Source organism: Desulfitobacterium sp., assembly GCF_034927245.1.
Classification (GTDB): Bacteria; Bacillota; Desulfitobacteriia; order Desulfitobacteriales; family Desulfitobacteriaceae; genus Desulfitobacterium_A.
On the sequence record NZ_JAYFQK010000038.1, the window covers coordinates 154291 to 171725 of the forward strand.

18 protein-coding genes and 1 riboswitch are annotated in these 17435 nt (G+C 45.8%); of the genes, 13 read left to right on the forward strand and 5 right to left on the reverse strand.

Going from position 1 to position 17435, the window contains the following annotated elements; translation table 11 throughout:
* The first annotated feature begins 11 nt into the window (after positions 1-11).
* From VB077_RS09940 to VB077_RS09950, 3 genes are all read left to right on the forward strand, one after another.
* Entirely contained in the window at positions 12-941 is a 930-nt protein-coding gene (locus tag VB077_RS09940; RefSeq protein WP_323415069.1) for a 3'-5' exoribonuclease YhaM family protein, read from the forward strand.
* 214 nt (positions 942-1155) lie between these two features.
* A complete protein-coding gene (locus VB077_RS09945) occupies positions 1156-1698 on the forward strand; it encodes a Chromate resistance protein ChrB (RefSeq protein ID WP_323415070.1) in 543 nt (180 codons plus the stop codon).
* A 33-nt stretch (positions 1699-1731) separates the two neighbouring features.
* Positions 1732-2958: an MFS transporter gene (locus VB077_RS09950; protein WP_323415071.1), complete on the forward strand. Its 1227-nt coding sequence runs from the start codon at positions 1732-1734 to the stop codon at positions 2956-2958.
* A gap of 6 nt (positions 2959-2964) precedes the next feature.
* Here VB077_RS09950 and VB077_RS09955 read toward each other — a convergent pair whose 3' ends face one another.
* The 4 genes from VB077_RS09955 to VB077_RS09970 form a co-directional block, all read right to left on the reverse strand.
* Positions 2965-3666 carry a hypothetical protein gene (locus tag VB077_RS09955; RefSeq protein ID WP_323415072.1) on the reverse strand — a complete coding sequence of 234 codons (702 nt, stop codon included), beginning with the start codon at positions 3664-3666 and terminating at the stop codon, positions 2965-2967.
* 219 nt (positions 3667-3885) lie between these two features.
* Positions 3886-4737, reverse strand: coding sequence for a MetQ/NlpA family ABC transporter substrate-binding protein (locus VB077_RS09960; protein ID WP_323415073.1), 852 nt, complete (start codon positions 4735-4737; stop codon positions 3886-3888).
* A 139-nt stretch (positions 4738-4876) separates the two neighbouring features.
* On the reverse strand, positions 4877-5566 hold the full coding sequence (locus VB077_RS09965; protein ID WP_323415074.1) for a methionine ABC transporter permease: 690 nt from the start codon (positions 5564-5566) through the stop codon (positions 4877-4879).
* Entirely contained in the window at positions 5556-6581 is a 1026-nt protein-coding gene (locus VB077_RS09970) for a methionine ABC transporter ATP-binding protein (RefSeq protein WP_323415075.1), read from the reverse strand. The genes VB077_RS09965 and VB077_RS09970 overlap by 11 nt, the downstream gene beginning before the upstream one ends.
* Before the next feature lie 68 nt (positions 6582-6649).
* Positions 6650-6748, reverse strand: a riboswitch (SAM riboswitch).
* Positions 6749-6905: 157 nt separating this feature from the next.
* On the opposite strand from VB077_RS09970, the gene VB077_RS09975 reads away from it, so the two are divergent.
* The 10 genes from VB077_RS09975 (at position 6906) to hisIE (ending at position 15252) form a co-directional block, all read left to right on the forward strand.
* Positions 6906-7271 carry a YerC/YecD family TrpR-related protein gene (locus VB077_RS09975; protein WP_323415076.1) on the forward strand — a complete coding sequence of 122 codons (366 nt, stop codon included), beginning with the start codon at positions 6906-6908 and terminating at the stop codon, positions 7269-7271.
* Entirely contained in the window at positions 7271-8419 is a 1149-nt protein-coding gene (hisZ, locus tag VB077_RS09980) for an ATP phosphoribosyltransferase regulatory subunit (protein WP_323415077.1), read from the forward strand. The genes VB077_RS09975 and hisZ overlap by 1 nt, the downstream gene beginning before the upstream one ends.
* 24 nt (positions 8420-8443) lie before the next feature.
* Positions 8444-9523: a 6-phosphofructokinase gene (locus tag VB077_RS09985; protein ID WP_323415078.1), complete on the forward strand. Its 1080-nt coding sequence runs from the start codon at positions 8444-8446 to the stop codon at positions 9521-9523.
* Between the two features lie 227 nt (positions 9524-9750).
* Complete coding sequence (gene hisG, locus VB077_RS09990; RefSeq protein WP_323415079.1) at positions 9751-10419, forward strand: ATP phosphoribosyltransferase; 669 nt, start codon at positions 9751-9753, stop codon at positions 10417-10419.
* Positions 10420-10439: 20 nt separating this feature from the next.
* A complete protein-coding gene (gene hisD / locus VB077_RS09995) occupies positions 10440-11717 on the forward strand; it encodes a histidinol dehydrogenase (RefSeq protein ID WP_323415080.1) in 1278 nt (425 codons plus the stop codon).
* 14 nt (positions 11718-11731) lie between these two features.
* The gene (gene hisB, locus VB077_RS10000) at positions 11732-12322 is read left to right on the forward strand and encodes an imidazoleglycerol-phosphate dehydratase HisB (protein WP_323415134.1); all 591 of its coding nucleotides are present in this window, start codon (positions 11732-11734) and stop codon (positions 12320-12322) included.
* Between the two features lie 89 nt (positions 12323-12411).
* Positions 12412-13041, forward strand: a complete 630-nt coding sequence (gene hisH / locus VB077_RS10005) for an imidazole glycerol phosphate synthase subunit HisH (RefSeq protein WP_323415081.1) — start codon at positions 12412-12414, stop codon at positions 13039-13041.
* Positions 13019-13750, forward strand: a complete 732-nt coding sequence (gene hisA / locus VB077_RS10010; RefSeq protein ID WP_323415082.1) for a 1-(5-phosphoribosyl)-5-[(5-phosphoribosylamino)methylideneamino]imidazole-4-carboxamide isomerase — start codon at positions 13019-13021, stop codon at positions 13748-13750. Before hisH ends, hisA begins: the two co-directional genes overlap by 23 nt.
* Positions 13751-13755: 5 nt before the next feature.
* Complete coding sequence (gene hisF / locus VB077_RS10015; RefSeq protein ID WP_323415083.1) at positions 13756-14514, forward strand: imidazole glycerol phosphate synthase subunit HisF; 759 nt, start codon at positions 13756-13758, stop codon at positions 14512-14514.
* Positions 14515-14535: 21 nt separating this feature from the next.
* Positions 14536-15252, forward strand: a complete 717-nt coding sequence (hisIE, locus tag VB077_RS10020) for a bifunctional phosphoribosyl-AMP cyclohydrolase/phosphoribosyl-ATP diphosphatase HisIE (RefSeq protein WP_323415084.1) — start codon at positions 14536-14538, stop codon at positions 15250-15252.
* A gap of 20 nt (positions 15253-15272) precedes the next feature.
* On the opposite strand, the gene VB077_RS10025 is transcribed toward hisIE, so the two are convergent.
* Complete coding sequence (locus VB077_RS10025; RefSeq protein ID WP_323415085.1) at positions 15273-17393, reverse strand: TaqI-like C-terminal specificity domain-containing protein; 2121 nt, start codon at positions 17391-17393, stop codon at positions 15273-15275.
* Between the last annotated feature and the right edge of the window lie 42 nt (positions 17394-17435).

Sequence of the window (17435 nt, forward strand, 5' to 3'; positions counted from 1 at the left end):
GGGGAACGAAAATGATACAAGATCTAAAGGCAGGAGAACGATTCCAGGGGACCTTTTTGATTACGGATTGGAAGGAAGCTTCCTTCCGCAATAAACCCGGCAGCTATCTTATTTTGACCTGTCAGGATCGCACAGGCAGTATCGGAGGAAAGGTTTGGGAGATGACACTCCAAATGAACCATTGGCTCCAAGAATTTGATGTTTTCGAATTGAAAGGTCAGGTTAATGAATTCAGGGGAAACCTTGAGTTGACGATTGAGGCTCTTCAACCTGTGCCTGAGGATAAAATTGATCTGACAGAGCTTTTACAGGCTTCTCCTGTATCCGCTGCAGAGTTAGAGAAACGGCTCAAAACCTTGATTGAAGAGGTGAAAGATCCGTATTTAAGTTTATTGATCCATCAGATTCTCGATGATCCGAAAATTGGTGATGCTTACCGAAGCTGCCCAGCGGCCCGCAAGATTCATCAGGCTTATTTAAGAGGGTTGTGGGAGCATAGTGTGGAAGTGGCGGAGCTTGCCGCTGCGCTTGCGGCTCATTATCCGGAAGTAAACCGTGATCTGACGATTACTGGGGCTTTGCTTCATGATTTAGGGAAAATCGATGAATATAAATATGCCCGGGGCATTGACGTGACAACAGAAGGGCGGTTGCTGGGACATATTGTCATCGGCATTCAGATGATTACGCGTGAGATAGACATGATTCTCGGTTTTCCGGCAGAACTGAAGACCAAGCTGATGCATATCCTGGCGAGCCATCATGGACGCTATGAATGGCAGTCGCCAAAGCGTCCGAAAATAATGGAAGCCTTGCTGGTTCATTACGCCGACGCAATGGAGGCCGAACTTTGGCAATTCCGTCATGCCAAAGAAGGTTATCCCGATTCAGAATGGTCTCCTTATCTCCCCAGTATGGAACGTTATCTTTATCTGAAATAGGGATTCCTTTACCGCTCAATATTTATACGACTAAGAGGAGAAAGCACAAAAGACCTGCGGATGATTCGATCAAAGCAGTCTTTCCGTGCTTTTCTTTTTTTACATTTAGTATTGTAACGGGTGTTACAGAGTGATAATATGTATGTAACGACTATTACAATAGTTATAACTATTATAACTATTATAACTATAGGGAACGTATAGGAGGATTTCCGTGGAAAAAGGAAAGTGGCTTGTCTTAAATTATAATTTACCGACTGAACCTTCAAGATATCGGGTTGCTGCCTGGCGCGGATTAAAAAAGCTGGGTGCCGTGAATTTTCATCAATCCATGTGGATATTGCCCTATAGTGAAAAAAACTACTCTGCTTTAGTAAGTATAGCCGAAGATATAGAAGGTAAGAGCGGGGAAGTTCTTTTGATGGAAAGCGTATGTCTGAATGAAAGTCATGAAGAAAGAATCAGCGCCAAGTTTAATTCGATTCGGGATGAAGAGTATAGGGAATTTATCAATGAATGTGAGAAATACCTTAAGGAAATAGAAAAAGAAATCAGGATCCAAAAGTTTACCTTCGCTGAGCTTGACGAAGAGGAAGAGGAGCTGCAGAAACTGATATCCTGGCTTAATAAGATTGAAGCTAGGGATCTCTTCCATGCTTCCGAGAGAGAGCGTGCAAGGGAAAAACGGGAACAAATTAACGAAGTCTTTGAAAAGTACAGTGAGCTCGTATTTCAACATAACGAAGATACTGAGTAGACAGTTAAGGAGAGGGCGAAGGGGGAGGAGAACATGAAAGGGAATATGGAGGAGAACACGAAGGGGAAAAAAGAACCCCAAAAGATATGGGGAATTGAACGGAATATTTTCTTTGTCGGATTGACAAGCTTTTTGACGGATACAACAACCAAGATGATCTATGCAATAATGCCTTTGTTTCTCGTAACTCTCGGTGCTACGAAAACCGAACTTTCATTGATTGAAGGAATTGCCGAAAGTACGGCGTCTGTTCTCAAAGCGTTGTCAGGTTGGTGGAGCGACAAAATTGGGAAGAACAAGCCCTTCATGATCATTGGTTATGCATTTACGGCAGTCCTTTCGCCCTTATTTGCCTTCGTGACAACTCCACTGCAAGTGCTGATCGTCAGATTTACGGAACGAGTCGGTAAGGGAATTAGAACAGCCCCGAGAGACAGCTTAGTTGCAGGTTCGTCAGATCCCGGCAATAAAGGGAAAAACTTTGGGTTTCATAAGGCGATGGATAATAGCGGAGCGATTCTGGGCCCTCTCTTAGCCACCGGGGTATTGATGCTTTTTCCCGGAGAATACCGTAAAGTATTTCTCTTGGCTGCTATTCCGGGTTTATTAGGTTTAGCTTCGGTCATCTTTTTTGTAAAAGAGAGAAAAAGAGATAAATCAGAACGCCTGGGCAAAATTTCTTTAAAGGATTTTTCACCTCGCTATTATGCGTTCCTGGCCATAATCTTTATTTTTACTCTGGGCAATTCAACAGATGCTCTGCTTTTGATCAAAGCCAGCGATATAGGGATCGCTGATCCTTATATTCCCATGATCTATCTTCTTTTTAATGCCGTTTCAGTGCTTTTTGCGATTCCTGCAGGTATGTTATCCGATAAAATAGGGCGTGAAAGACTGATCATTTTCGGTTATCTTCTTTATGCGATGATCTATTTTGGTTTTGGAAAGACAAGCAGCCCTGCTATAGTTATTCTTCTGTTTGCTTGCTACGGCCTTTACAGCGCGGCGACGGATGGCATTCAAAAAGCCCTGGTTTCAGACATAATCGATAAGAGCAAAAGAGGTACCGGTCTTGGATTGTACAATTGTATTGTCGGAATAACGCTTCTGCCGGCGAGTCTGATTGCAGGTTTCCTTTATGATCAAGTTAATAATCAAGCTCCATTCTATTTTGGTGCCGCTCTGGCTCTCGTTGCAGCCGTACTTATGATGATTTTTTATGGGCGAGGAAAAAGGGCATTGAGAACGAAAATGGGTTAATGCAGCTCAGAGGATCTCCTGTGTGCGATACTCCCAAAAACGATTGGCAAGAAGACGGAGGCAGAAGGGGTGCCGGTTCCACTTATCGATTTCATCTAAGGAAAGCATCACAGCATACGCTTGGCGGCATGTTCCCAGCAAGGGATAGTTTTTAGTCAGATAGGCCAGTACTGAGAAAATTGCCTCTTGGCGTTCGCGATAAAAGAGATTTTGAACGTAACGCCGGCTGATCGGACTTAATTTATAGCGCTCAAGCTCAGGGGTTAGGGGTGCGATTTCGGCGGGAGAAAAAGAAATCACCTCAAACTGTGGCAAATCGGCAAGAATCTCGGAGCCCGATAGAAATGTCAGCAAGTTTTCCTGGATCGATAAAGGAGAAAACGGAAAGGGCCCCGAAGTTTCTGCTAAAATCCGAAGACGGAGAAGATTGGAACGTATAAATTGATCTTCATGCCGGATGGGACTGATGGGCGAATTCTCAAAGAGTCGGAGGAGTTTCCCCAAGGCCGTATGGCCATCACAGGCTAGGACTTCCCATTGCGGGAACAGGGAAGCCAGAAGCTGACCCAGGTATGCATTTTTAGACTCAAAGATATGATAATGACTGAGCGTCTCAACGGTTTCCTCGGTGGGCAGGGCTAAGAGCAAGCGCAGGCGCTCCGGATGAAGGCGTAAGCGGGTTTGAATCTTTCGTTCGAAGGAATTCATAAGATCCTCCCTTGCTTAAATATTTGCACTTAGTGTATGGGAACATTGCGGTTCTATCCCTGCCTTGCGCTGGTAATACGAGGAAATGAACAGACTTCGGCAATAAAAATGAGGCTGTCGCAAAACAGCCTCATTTTTGTACGCACATAATTATGGATTATTGAAAAAGACCCGAAACTACACGACCATAGGTTTTGCGCATATCCATTTTTGGTCGGATTAGAATGAAGGAAGAACTGATCCTTGATATTTGTCTTCAATGAATTTCTTAACATCATCACTTCTAAGAGCCTGCATCAGCTTTTGCAGATTAGGATCATCTTTGCGATTTTCTTTAACCGCGATAATGTTGGAATAGGGATTATCCTTTGCCACTTCAATGGTGAGGGCATCTTTAGGATTTAAACCGCCTTCAAGAGCAAAGTTGGTATTAATAACAGCACCGGCAGTTTTGGGATCGTCCAATACGCGGGGAAGCTGTGCGGCATCAATCATCGTAATTTTAAAATTCTTAGGATTGCTTACGATATCTTGAACTGTTCCGTTAACCCCTACGCCGTCTTTGAGTTTAATCAATTCCGCTTTTTCAAGTACGGCTAAGGCACGACCGCTGTTTGAGGGGTCATTGGGAATGGCAATGGTATTCCCGCTGGGAAGTTCATCGACTTTAGCCGCTTTCTTTGAATAGAGCCCCATGGGTTCAAGGTGGACTTGGCCGAGGGAAACAAGTTTCAGGTTCCGGTCTTTACAAAAGGTATCAAGATAGGGTTTATGCTGGAAGAAGTTAGCATCAATTTCACCGGCATCAAGCGCAGTATTGGGTATTACATAATCGTTATAGACTTGAATCTGAAGGTCGATGCCTTGTTTAGCGAGTTCCGGTTTGATATGCTCAAGAATTTCGGCATGGGGTTTCGCACTCGCTCCAACTTTTAGGACAGTCAGATTACCGGAAGAAGCTGTATTTCCCGCGTTGCTCGCTGTATTGTTACCGCAACCGGTGACCAGAAGGGAAAGGGAGACGAGAGAACCGAGGATAAGTGTTGCCAGACGGCGTTTGGATTTAAACATGTTAATACCTCCTACTTCATATCAATGACTGACATGGTTCATTTCTATATGATTATATTCAAGCACTTGAGATAACGGGCCCATCAGCTCAAGAAGCACGATTGGCGAAAACGGAAACAATTAAACTGGAGCTTGGAGATTAATGACTCGTTAATTTTCGAGCAAAAGAGGTACCGATCGATTGGATGCCTTGAACGATAAGAACAAGCAGAATAACGGTAATCAGCATAACATCGGTTCGGAAACGATTGTAGCCATAATCAATGGCTAAGGCTCCTAAACCGCCGCCGCCGACAGCTCCGGCCATGGCAGTATAGCCGATTACGCTGATTGTGGTGATCGCAAAGCCAAGAATCAGGGAAGCCTTAGCTTCAGGGAGAAGAACCTTGTAGATGATTTGCCAAGGTGAAGCTCCCATCGAAAGTGCCGCCTCAATTACCCCATAAGGGACTTCCTTTAAGGAGCTTTCGACCATCCGGGCGACAAAGGGTGCCGAGGAAATGACAAGCGGGACAATGGCCGCTGTTGTTCCAATCGAAGTACCGATAAGCTTCCGTGTAAAAGGAATAAGGAATACGAGTAAAATGATAAACGGAACAGAACGGAAAATATTAACGATCGTTCCCAGAATGCGTTCAACCCAAGGAGTAGGAAGAATGTGTCCCGGTGATGAAATGACAAGGATGACGCCGAGGGGAACCCCGATAATATAGGCAAGTACGGTTGAAACGATAACCATATAAAGCGTTTCTAAAAGAGCCGGGGTTAAGACGTGAACCATATTCGGCCAATAGCCGGGAGTTGCCATAATAGACCAATCAAATCCCATTTTGGATCACCTCCATTTTTAGCCCGCGTTCGTCAAGATAAGTGTGAGCCTTGGCAAGTTGTTCTTTTGAACCTTGAAGCTCGAGTGTTAGTGTGCCAAACAGTGTTGAGCGCAGGTGGTCAATGCTTCCATAGAGGATATTGGCGCGGACCTGACAATCCTTCATCAAATCGGCAATAATGGGATCTGAAGCCCGCGAACCGAGAAAGTGAATCCGAATAATTTCCGAATCCGCGTGGGTTGCCAGTTCCCGGAGAAGGTCACCCGGTAATTCATTGGGGAAGACACTGGAAATAAATTCTTTGGCAATCGCGGATTGGGGTTGGATAAAGACTTGTTCAACCGGACCGTTTTCGACAATTTTAGAGGCGTCAATAACCGCCACGTCAGAACAGATTTCTTTAATGACTTTCATCTCATGGGTAATTATAACGATCGTCAGTCCAAACTGTTGGTTAATATCGCGTAATAGGTTGAGGATGGAGACCGTTGTTTGGGGGTCCAAGGCTGAGGTTGCTTCGTCACAGAGAAGGACTTTGGGGCGGGTTGCAAGGGCCCGGGCAATTCCTACCCGCTGTTTTTGACCGCCGCTTAATTGAGAAGGGTAGGCATCGGCTTTATCGGCCAGCCCGACCAGTTGAAGGAGTTCTTCAACCCGAGGTTTGATCTTATTTTTCTTATATCCGGCGATTTCAAGGGGAAAGGCAATATTTTCGCCTACCGTTCTGGATTGAAGCAAATGGAAGTGCTGAAAAATCATCCCGATCGTCTGCCGGGTTTCGCGAAGCGCTTTCCCGGAAAGTTTTGTAATATCCTGACCATCGATCAAAATCTGACCGCCGGTCGGTTCTTCTAAACGATTCAGGCAGCGTACAAGAGTACTTTTTCCCGCACCGCTGAGTCCAATGATGCCGTAAATAGCTCCTTGGGCGATCTCAAGAGAGATATCTTCGAGAGCGACGACATTTCCCTTATGGGAAGTATAGGTTTTACTTAAATGCTCAATCTTAATCAATGATTTCCCTCCTTTTGAGCAAACAAAAACTTCACGGAGGAATCCCGCGAAGTTAACATTCGGATTTCCTCTCATCTCCCAGTTATTCCTGCAGGAGTTAGCACCGTACATTTCTGCCGGTTGCCGGGTTTCATCGGGCCAGTCCCTCCACCTACTCTGGATAAGAGTGTTATTCAATTGAATTAAAGTGGTTTAAACAAGAATAGAATAAAACTATTCTACACAGAAAATGAGATTTTAGCAAGTACTTTTTTTATAACTTCCTTGACAACACCTCAATACTTTAATAAATTAAAGTGAAGAAGAATAAGGAGATGATGTCTTGTGGACGAGGGTAATAAACCGTCTCAAGAAGATAAAGAGGCTGAGGCTGGGAAATCTTTAGAAGGGGTTGATCGCCGCCTGCGCGATCCTTTAAATGATGAACTGTTTGAAGCTATTTTGTTATTGAAGAATAAGGAAGAATGTTATCGTTTTTTTCAGGATATCGCAACAATTGCGGAGATTAAAGCTTTAGCCCAACGCTTAGAAGTGGCTAAGCTTTTGGAGAAGAATGTAACCTATACGACGATTGCCCATCAAACGGGGGCCAGTACGGCGACGATCAGCAGGGTTAAGCGGTGTTTGTATTTTGGTGCTGATGGTTATCAACTCATTCTTAAAAGATTAGAGGAAAAGGAGAAGTTTTAATGAATCGTTCTTCCTTAGGATTAAGAATACCCACAGGAATGCGGGATCTTTTACCCGAAGAGATGGCTATCCAAGATCAAGTGGAACAGAAAATTGTTACTTTGTTTAAGCTATGGGCCTATCAAAAAGTCTCAACACCTGCTTTAGAATATGGTGCATGTTTGCAGCCGGATGAAGAAAAAGGGGATCAATTTTATAAATTTTTTGATCGCCAAGGGCATGTCCTTGTTCTTCGTCCGGAGCTTACCACGCCGATTGCCCGTATGGTCAGCTCGCGTTTAAAAGGATCTGAGCTGCCTTTGAGATTATGTTACTCGGCCGATATTTACCGGACCGTATCCAATCGCAATCGGGAGTACCGGCAAGCCGGAGTTGAACTTATGGGTTCAGCTAATCCTTTAGCAGATGCCGAGGTCATTGCTCTGGCGGTTGAATCGTTGCGTGAACTGGGACTGAATGATTTCCAATTCAATCTTGGGCATATGGGTATTTTTTCGGGGATTATGGACGAATTAAAGATTGACTCAGAGTTTCGGCTTAACTATGAGGAACTTTTAGCCCATAAAGATTTGGTTGGTATTGAACGACTCGTCGAGCAAAGCGAATTTCCCGATTCGGCAAGGAAGATTCTTTTAAAGATACCGCATTTCCATGGCCAAGCAGAGATGCTTGAAGAAGTTTTAGAATGGAGCCAAAGCCCGTCCTTACAAGATGCTGTGGCTTCCCTCAAAATGGTTTATGAATACTTACGGGATTTTAAAGTTCAGGAGTATGTAGCCTTAGACCTCGGGATTCTTCGCGGTTTTACGTATTATACAGGTGCCGTTTTCGAAGGATATGTCCGCGATATCGGTTATCCCGTTATCGAAGGCGGGCGTTATGATGCACTTTATGGTGAGTTTGGTTATGCTTTGCCGGCAACGGGTTTTGCTATGAACCTCGGAGCTTTAGCGGAGCGGATGAATCCCAAAGCTAAACCCAATCCAACGGTTTTAGTGTATGGTGATAATATCACTGAGGTCATCCAAGCGGTCCAGAAACTTCGGGGACAGGGCACGCAGGCTGAGATGGGTATCGATCTAAGTCCGGCCGAAGCGGAGATGCTGGCACAACGCAAGGGGATTGCTCAAATTAAGCGAATAGAGTAAAACTCTATGAAAGAAGGGAATGGAATGCATAAATTAGCCGTTCTTACCGGTGGAGGAGATTGCCCGGGTCTGAATGCCGTAATTCGGGCAATCGTAAAAAGCGGTTACCAAGAGGGAATTGAGGTGATCGGAATTCGGGATGGTTTTCGGGGGGCGGTCGAAGAAGAGTATCGTCTGTTGAACCTGTCCGATGTTTCCGGAATTCTTCCGCGCGGGGGAACTCTTTTAGGAACGACGAACCGCGATAATCCTTTTGCTTATTCGACCTTAGTTGACGGTCAGATCCAACCGGTAGACCGTTCGGACGATGTTATTTCCCAACTTCAAGGGATTGGTGTTGAAGCACTTCTCGCCATTGGGGGTGACGGGAGTTTAAGCATTGCTTTGGAATTTGCGAAGAAAGGACTCCCGGTTATCGGAATTCCCAAGACCATTGATAATGATCTCATGGCTACAGATGTAACTTTCGGGTTCCAAACCGCTGTGTCCACAGCGCAGGACGCCCTTGACCGATTGCACACAACAGCTGAATCGCATCATCGGGTCATGATTTTAGAAGTGATGGGCCGCTATGCGGGCTGGATTGCTCTTTATGCCGGTGTGGCAGGGGGTGCGGATGTTATTCTGATACCGGAAATTCCGTACGAATTATCCAGGGTTGCGGCAGCTGTCAAGAAAAGAGCGGATTTGGGTAAGAAGTTCAGTATTATTGTCGTTGCCGAGGGTGCTGCACCATTAGGCGGTGAAATGGTGGTGGAACGGAAAATGCCGGGTCGAATCGATCCCATCAAGCTTGGAGGGATCGGGGCAAAACTTGGCGAAGATCTTGAAACCTTGACGGGAATGGAAACCCGGGTTACGGTACTAGGTCATCTGCAACGAGGCGGATCCCCCAATGCTGCCGACCGGGTGCTTGCCACCCGTTACGGAGTAGCTGCGGTCGAAGCAGCCCTTGACGGTGATTTTGGAACTATGGTTGCTCTGCAGGGTCAGAAAATCGTCCGGGTTCCTTTGGCAGAAGCGGTTAATAAATTGAAAAAAGTGAGTCCCGATGAACCGGTTTTAAATGCTGCCCGGAAGCTTGGGATCATGATGGGGGATTAAAAAAAGGCTTGGATCCGTAATCTTTCGGATTCAAGCCTTTTTTTTCTAAAGATTATGGTTGTTACTTTAAAACAAGACTGCTATAATACATTCATAACGAATTAACAATTTAACGAGGTAAAACGATAAAGCAAATCAACAAGGGACAATAGTGTAGAAAAAGGACTAATACCTTAACCTTGAGAAATACTTTGGATAGTTAATTATAGACGGAGAGGAGATAGAGTATGTCCAGAGGCTTTTTAACAATAGCTCTCCCCAAGGGGAAATTACTGACGGATTCTTTGGAGGTTTTAACGAAGGCAGGGATCGAATGCGGCGAGGTTAGTGAGGAATCACGGAAACTGCTTTTTTCTTTAAAAGGGTCTGAAGCACAAATTATTATTTGCCGTCCAACCGATATCCCGACCTATGTAGAACATGGAGCGGCTGATATTGGTTTTGTCGGTAAGGATACGCTTTTAGAGGAAAATAAAGATGTCGCCGAACTCCTCGATCTCAAATTCGGGTATTGCCGATTTGTTGTTGCGATGCCTGAGGAAAGCGTTCCGCCGCGATTGCCGGATGGCATGTTTGACTTAAATGTCCTCAATCATCAGCGGGTCGCCACGAAATTCCCGCGGGTAACCGAAGAGTTTTTCCGGCAAAAGGGTATGCAAGTCGTTCCGATTAAGCTTCATGGCAATATTGAGTTGGCACCCCGTGTAAATCTTGCCGAAATGATTGTCGATATTGTTTCTACCGGCACAACGTTGCGTCAAAATCACCTTGTCGAAGTGGCCCCGATTCTGGAAGCAACAACCCGCTTGATTGCCAACCGAGTGGCCTATCGCATGAAATACCAACGGATCAATGATTTAACTGAAAAACTTCGTGAGATCGTCGCTGTAAAATAATGATTGGAGGATTTCCGGTAATGAAGGTTGAAAAATTAGAGAATATGAATTTAGAGCGTTTAACCCGTAAATCCTATGGCAATGCTGCAGAGCTCGAACAACGGGTAAGCGACATTTTGGAAAGCGTTCGCCAAGAAGGGGATGAAGCCCTCTACCGTTTGACGGAAACACTGGATAAAGTTAATCTGCGTGAATCAGGATTAAAAGTAAGCCCTGCTGAAACAAAAAAAGCATACAGCCAAGTTGATGAAGCGTTTCTGGCAACGGTTCGCCAAGCGAAAGCGAATATTCTTTCGTTTCACGAAAAACAGAAACGTCCCTCCTGGTTTGATACGCAAGAGGATGGATCTATCCTCGGTCAACTTATTCTTCCTTTAAAGAGAGTAGGAATTTATGTGCCCGGCGGCACGGCTGCATACCCTTCGTCCGTTCTGATGAACGCTTTGCCTGCTGTAGTTGCCGGCGTTGAAGAAATCGTCATGGTGAGCCCTCCGCGCTCGGATGGTTCGCTTCTGCCCGAGGTTTTGGTTGCGGCTGCCGAAGCGGGAGTTACCGAAATTTATAAAGTAGGCGGTGCGCAGGCAATCGCGGCTTTAGCCTATGGAACAAAGGAAATCGCTCCTGTGGATAAAATAACGGGTCCCGGCAATATCTACGTAACTCTGGCGAAAAAGCAGGTTTTCGGAACGGTCGATATTGATATGCTGGCCGGTCCAAGTGAAATTCTTGTCTTGGCAGATGACTCGGCACGTCCGAAAGAGCTTGCCGCAGATTTGCTGTCCCAAGCCGAGCATGATCGCCTCGCTTCGGCAATTCTGGTGTCTCCTGACCGGACACTGTTAGAGCGGACCATTGAGGAAGTAGAACGACAGCTCGCTGATCTGCCGCGTGAAGATATTGCCCGCAGTTCCTGGGAAAACTACGGAGCGGCAATATTGGTTCAAGATTTAGAGGAAGGGTTATCTTTAGCCAATCAAATTGCTCCGGAACATTTTGAACTCGTCGTGGCAGAACCGTTTCGATGGTTAGGGAAGGTTAGAAATGCCGGGGCGGTATTCCTTGGGCGTTTTTCACCGGAGCCTGTGGGTGACTATTTTGCCGGCCCGAATCACGTTTTACCGACAGGGGGCACAGCGCGTTTTTACTCGCCCCTGAATGTAGACACATTTATGAAGAAAATGAGTGTCATCAATTATTCTGAAGAAGCATTAAAACGAGATGCCGATTCGATTGCACACTTTGCCCGCCGGGAAGGCTTGGAGGCCCATGCCCGGGCTGTGGAAGCAAGAAGGAAATGATGAACGAGGAAGGGATGCAAATGCGGGAAGCAACTCTCGAACGAAAAACCCGGGAAACACAAATTAAAGTCAGGGTTAATCTGGATGGCAGCGGTGAAGCCCAAGTTGCGACAGGTATCGGCTTTTTTGACCATATGCTCATTTCCTTGAGCCGTTTCGGCTATTTTGATTTAGAGGTCCAGGCCAAAGGGGATCTGCAGGTCGATTCGCATCATACGATTGAGGATTGCGGGATTGTCTTGGGACAAGCTTTGCAAAAGGCCTTGGGTGAACGTCAAGGGATTGAACGTGTGGGGGATACCCTTTTGCCGATGGATGAAGCTTTAGTTCAGGTCGCGCTTGATCTTTCGAATCGCCCTTATCTTGTTTGGAATGTTGAATGTCCGGATGGGATGATTGGGGATTTTCCGGTCGAGATGGCGGAAGAATTTTTTCGTGCTCTGGCCGTTAATGCCGGAATAACGCTGCATATCCATCTGCTGACAGGCAAGAATCGTCATCATATTATGGAAGCTGTTTTTAAAGGGGCAGGACGGGCCTTAGGTCTGGCGGTTCGTCTAAATCCTCGTTTTCAAGGTGTTTTATCAACTAAAGGCGTTTTATAGGCTAAGGAGTAGTAAGCGTGCAGAGAATCATGATTTTGAAGAGGCGGAGCCGGATTGAAGCCGGCTCATGGGTTAGGAGGTGCGAATAAGTGATTGGGATTATCGATTATGGACGAGGCAATTTGCGAAGTGTTGAAAAAGCCTTGCTTCGGCTTGAATTTCCCGCAAAAATTATAGCCGATAGAGCAGAGCTTAAGGATGTCGATGGAATCATTTTGCCCGGTGTGGGGGCTTTTGCCGATGCGATGGTGGCTTTAAATGAGCAAGGATGGGTTGAACCTTTGCGTCAATATGCCGCTGCGGGCCGCCCTTTTTTAGGAATATGCCTAGGCATGCAGGTGCTTTTCGAAGTCGGAGAGGAACATGGAGAACATCAGGGTCTGGGACTTTTGCCCGGTCGTGTCGTGCGCTTTCCCGAAGGACGAAAGATACCGCATATGGGCTGGAATAATGTCCATCAGGAAAATTCTTCATTTTTATGGGAAGGAATCCCGGATGAATCCTTCTTCTATTTTGTGCATTCGTACTATGCCGTTCCCAAACGTCCCGAGGATATCGCGGGAAGCTGTGAATACGGCGTCCGCTTTCCCGCTTTAGTCGGTCGCGATAATGTTTGGGGAGCGCAATTCCATCCGGAAAAATCAAGCCCCTGGGGCTTAAAACTGCTCGAAAACTTCGGAAGGTGGGTGAGTAAAAATGATCGTGTTTCCGGCCATTGATTTAAAAGAAGGCAAAGCCGTTCGCCTGTTGCAGGGCCGGATGGAGGATTCCACGGTCTATGCGGAAAATCCCCTCGAAGTTGCGCAGCGCTTTAGGGCTGAGGGCGCCGAATATCTTCATATGGTGGATTTAAACGGAGCATTCGCAGGGAAACCGGTGAATGATGGTGTGATTCGTGAAGTGGTTGACAAGGTTGATCTCAAGGTTCAGGTTGGGGGAGGAATCCGTACACTCGAGAGAATCAAGGAATTGCTGGATTTAGGAGTGGCTCGGGTCATCCTCGGAACCGTCGCAGTGCGAAATCCGCAATTGGTGGCCGAAGCGGTCAAACGTTACGGGGAGAAGATTATTGTCGGTATTGACGCTAAAAATGGCCAAGTAGCAGTCCAGGGATGGGCTGAGACAACAGAAATGAAGGCCATCGATTTAGCCTTGAAGATGAAAGAGGCGGGTGTCCGGCGGATTATTTTCACAGACATCGCGCGGGATGGAATGCTGCAGGGACCGAATATTGACAGCACAGTTCAATTAGCTCGGGTAAGCCGGCTGCAAATTATCGCTTCGGGCGGAGTTTCTTGCCTTGAGGATTTGCAGAAGCTGCAGGCGCAAGCCGCCAACGGAGTATCGATTGAAGGTGCCATTGTCGGGAAAGCCCTTTATGCGGGGGCTTTTACCTTGCCTGAGGCATTAAAAATCCTGGGGAGGTGAAGTACATGCTGGCCAAAAGAATAATACCGTGCCTGGATGTGCACAAAGGAAAGGTTGTTAAAGGGACAAACTTTATCAACTTACGCGATGCGGGAGATCCCGTAGAATTAGCCGCGCTCTATGACCATGAAGGAGCGGATGAGCTCGTTTTTTTAGATATTACGGCCTCTTCTGAGGGACGCGAAACCATGATTGATGTTGTGCGCCGCACTGCGGAGCAAGTCTTTATCCCGTTTACGATTGGGGGAGGCCTGCGTACGCTTGAAGATATTCGCCGGGTTTTGCGCGCAGGTGCGGATAAAGTGTCGCTTAATACTTCTGCCGTCCAAAATCCCAACATTATTAAAGAAGGTGCACATGCCTTCGGAAGCCAATGTATCGTTGTAGCGGTCGATGCGCGTCAAAAGGAAGCAGGCGGTTGGGAAGTGTTCATCCACGGAGGACGGACAGCAACCGGCAAGGATGTTCTGGAGTGGGTCCAAGAAGTGGAACAGCTCGGGGCAGGTGAGATTCTGCTGACCTCTATGGATCGTGACGGTACGAAAAACGGTTATGACTTGGAATTGACCCGAGCGGTAAGCCGAGCCGTTTCGCTGCCGGTAATTGCCAGCGGCGGGGTAGGAAACCTGGGGCATATTGCCGAGGGCCTAACAGCCGGTGAAGCAGATGCGGCTTTAGCGGCCTCGATTTTTCATTATCGGGAGTATAGCATTGCCGAAACAAAACGCTATTTAGAAGAGCGAAAAATACCTGTGCGTTGGTAAATATGAAGAAATGGAGGAAGAATGATGAGTGAAAGTAGGGAAAGTTTTCCTATCCTTCAAAAAATAAAGTGGAATGCGGACGGACTGGTTCCCGCTGTAGTTCAGGATGTTGAAACCCGTGAAGTCCTGATGCTTGCTTATATGAATGAAGAATCCTTGCGCCGGACTTTGAGCGAAAAGCAATCATGGTATTATAGCCGCAGCCGTCAGTCTTTATGGAGAAAAGGAGAAACCTCAGGTCATACTCAGGAAGTGATCGATATCAAGTTTGACTGTGATCAGGATGCAGTTCTGTTGACCGTGAAACAAACGGGAATGGCTTGTCATGAAAATTACTTCAGTTGTTTTCATTATAAAGTTGAGGATGAGCGGAGCGCTGCATTTAGAACAGTGGGCGAACCTGAAGTCCGTGCGGATATCCCTCTGGGTCAAACCCTGGAAATGTTAGCCCAAGTGATTCATACGCGCAATTTGGAGCGCCCGGAGGGGGCGTATACAACTTATCTTTTTGCAAAAGGGATTGACAAAATCCTTAAGAAAGTCGGGGAGGAAAGCGCTGAATCGATTATTGCCGCCAAGAACAATGATCCCGTGGAAATTCGTAGTGAGGTTTCAGATTTGTTCTACCACCTTTTGGTTATGCTTGAAGATCGAGGCGTGGATTTAAAAGAGATTTCGCAAGAGCTTTTGGGCCGTCAAAATAAGAAACATGAGAAAGATTATACCTTGTCCAATTGAAAAGATCGTTAAAAGCGTTCTCACCTTGATAGAAATTTTACTTCGGCAAATTTTTCTAGAATTAAGCTGCGTTGCTGAAAATTTAGGTTGTAAAGTTCCATGACCAGTGCATCGATTTTTTCATAGAGGTCTGCCCGAACGGTATTATCAGCGGCGGCCAGCAGCATATCAACATGTTTGACAATGACATGTTGTTTTTTTATGTCACAAGGGGGAATAGGAATCGATTCGATATGCTTGCGCAAGACTTTGATCGAAGAAAAAGTGATCGAATGGAAGAACTGGGCAGCCCGCGAATTTAAAACAGCAAGGATATATTTTATGGCGTATCCCGGCAACTGCGGAATCAAGACATTTGCACTGTTAAGGGATAGGGTTTGTCGGTTATCGTAGGTAAAAACTAAATTTTGGTTGATGAATCGATACAGTAATTTTTCGGGGGCACGATAGAGTGTTTCGGGGGCAACTTGTTGAAATTTCTGAGGTTCAAAGACGATATAGTTTTCACTGGGGTAAAAGTTGTATTTAAAAAGATCATTGCCTTTGAGAATAGGCTCAGCGTTGGGAGAGGGCTTGGGGAGAATCCAATCCTTATTATTGCCTGTGACGATGCCCAGTGCGAAGTCGGCATTCCCTTTCAAAAACTGAATGCCGGGGAGGGATTTCATATGCTCGATAACTTGATCATCGAGGTTTGAAGCTTTCACATTAAAAATATACATATTATTTTCATAAAAGCGCCGTTGGGGAATTGATTGAATTCTGTCTTCGGCAGAGACGAGAATTTCATGATCACTGCGGACGGGATGTTCGGGGTTCCTGACGATAAGGGTAATGGTTGGGGTAAAGACTTTGGAAAATTGTTGCCCCAGCAACTCAATATCGAGGATTTCAGTGGTTTCCAGGATGAGCCTGCGGATTGGGCTATGAAGCCGGACATTCAGCAAGGCCTCGGGAAGAACATAGCTGAGAATGCCATTGGGTTTTAAGAGGCTGAGCCCATACTCTAAAAATAAACAAAAGGATTCAAGTGAAGCCTGTGCGGTGGTGAATTTCTCTTTAAGCAGGTTAATTTCTTCCGCTGTATAGCTATAACCCCACGGAGGATTGCCGATAACCAGATCGAAATTTCCACGATCATTTTGAGCAAAGAGATCACCATAGTTTTCCAAAGTATTGCGGCATTCGATATGATAGACCGCGGGGGTCTCGGGGGTTTCCCGTAATAACTCAAGATTAATCTTGGCTAAGGTAACGGCAGTCTGATCAAGATCGTATGCAAATAAGCCCTCTTGCAGTAAACGTGTTTCCGCTTCCTCCATACTTAGTCCATCATTTAAGAGCTGAGATCTTAGCGCTAAAAAGAGCTTAATAAGAAAGTTTCCTGATCCGCAGCAAGGATCGATCATTTTAGGCAAAGCGGTTTCCGACAAAGATTTGAGACTTTTGTCGACGAGAGAGTCCACGAGGGTAGAAGGCGTGTAATAACTTCCATTTGTTTTGCGATGGTTCAGGTTGGATAAAGACATATAAAGTAACCCAAGCAAGTCCTCTCCAGAAATAAATGATAAATCAAGTCGGTGAATTTCACGGAGAATCTTCAATTGGGCTTCGGAAGATTTTTGGCGAAAATCATAAAGAGCCAGAAAAAGGCCCGCACTGCTTCCCAGGTTAAGCTTTCCCTCACCTGCAAGTTCGCTCAAGCTGAGTTCCTTGAATTGGGGGGGAACTTCCAACCGTCTACGGCAAACGAATAAACCTAAGGCGACTTCTAATAAAATCAGTGGGAAGTTTATTTCTATCGATGATCGATTAACAATCCGAAGGATTTCTTCGGCATAATTTTGATATTCTTCTGACTTGACATATTCGGCAGGGATATATGTCCCTTCAATTGCTTTTTTATTGCGCCTGCTTTTAAGGCGGGGTGAAGCCCCGGATTCTATTTCCCTTTTTAGGCTTAGAATCTCATCTTCGTCAAATACAAGGGAGCGGCCTTCGGCTAGAGCACGAATTTTACCTGACTTAATCCAATTCCTAACAGTTGCGGTAGAGATGGATAAGAGAGACGCAGCTTCGTTTATATGGATAAACTTGGGAGTCTTTTGGCCGGAGCTATCGTTTTTATTATTCAGAGTCATGAAGTTCTCCTCTTAGATAAAGTGGGTTCTTGTTCCTCGTAA

Bases quoted from the DNA above. Each gene is read 5' to 3' on its own strand.
- VB077_RS09940 (WP_323415069.1), top strand. From the start codon at position 12: ATGATACAAGATCTAAAGGCAGGAGAACGATTCCAGGGGACCTTTTTG.
- VB077_RS09950 (WP_323415071.1), top strand. From the start codon at position 1,732: ATGAAAGGGAATATGGAGGAGAACACGAAGGGGAAAAAAGAACCCCAA.
- VB077_RS09955 (WP_323415072.1), bottom strand. From the start codon at position 3,666: ATGAATTCCTTCGAACGAAAGATTCAAACCCGCTTACGCCTTCATCCG.
- VB077_RS09960 (WP_323415073.1), bottom strand. From the start codon at position 4,737: ATGTTTAAATCCAAACGCCGTCTGGCAACACTTATCCTCGGTTCTCTC.
- VB077_RS09965 (WP_323415074.1), bottom strand. From the start codon at position 5,566: ATGGGATTTGATTGGTCTATTATGGCAACTCCCGGCTATTGGCCGAAT.
- hisZ (WP_323415077.1), top strand. From the start codon at position 7,271: ATGAATCGTTCTTCCTTAGGATTAAGAATACCCACAGGAATGCGGGAT.
- VB077_RS09985 (WP_323415078.1), top strand. From the start codon at position 8,444: ATGCATAAATTAGCCGTTCTTACCGGTGGAGGAGATTGCCCGGGTCTG.
- hisG (WP_323415079.1), top strand. From the start codon at position 9,751: ATGTCCAGAGGCTTTTTAACAATAGCTCTCCCCAAGGGGAAATTACTG.
- hisD (WP_323415080.1), top strand. From the start codon at position 10,440: ATGAAGGTTGAAAAATTAGAGAATATGAATTTAGAGCGTTTAACCCGT.
- hisB (WP_323415134.1), top strand. From the start codon at position 11,732: ATGCAAATGCGGGAAGCAACTCTCGAACGAAAAACCCGGGAAACACAA.
- hisA (WP_323415082.1), top strand. From the start codon at position 13,019: ATGATCGTGTTTCCGGCCATTGATTTAAAAGAAGGCAAAGCCGTTCGC.
- hisF (WP_323415083.1), top strand. From the start codon at position 13,756: ATGCTGGCCAAAAGAATAATACCGTGCCTGGATGTGCACAAAGGAAAG.
- hisIE (WP_323415084.1), top strand. From the start codon at position 14,536: ATGATGAGTGAAAGTAGGGAAAGTTTTCCTATCCTTCAAAAAATAAAG.
- VB077_RS10025 (WP_323415085.1), bottom strand. From the start codon at position 17,393: ATGACTCTGAATAATAAAAACGATAGCTCCGGCCAAAAGACTCCCAAG.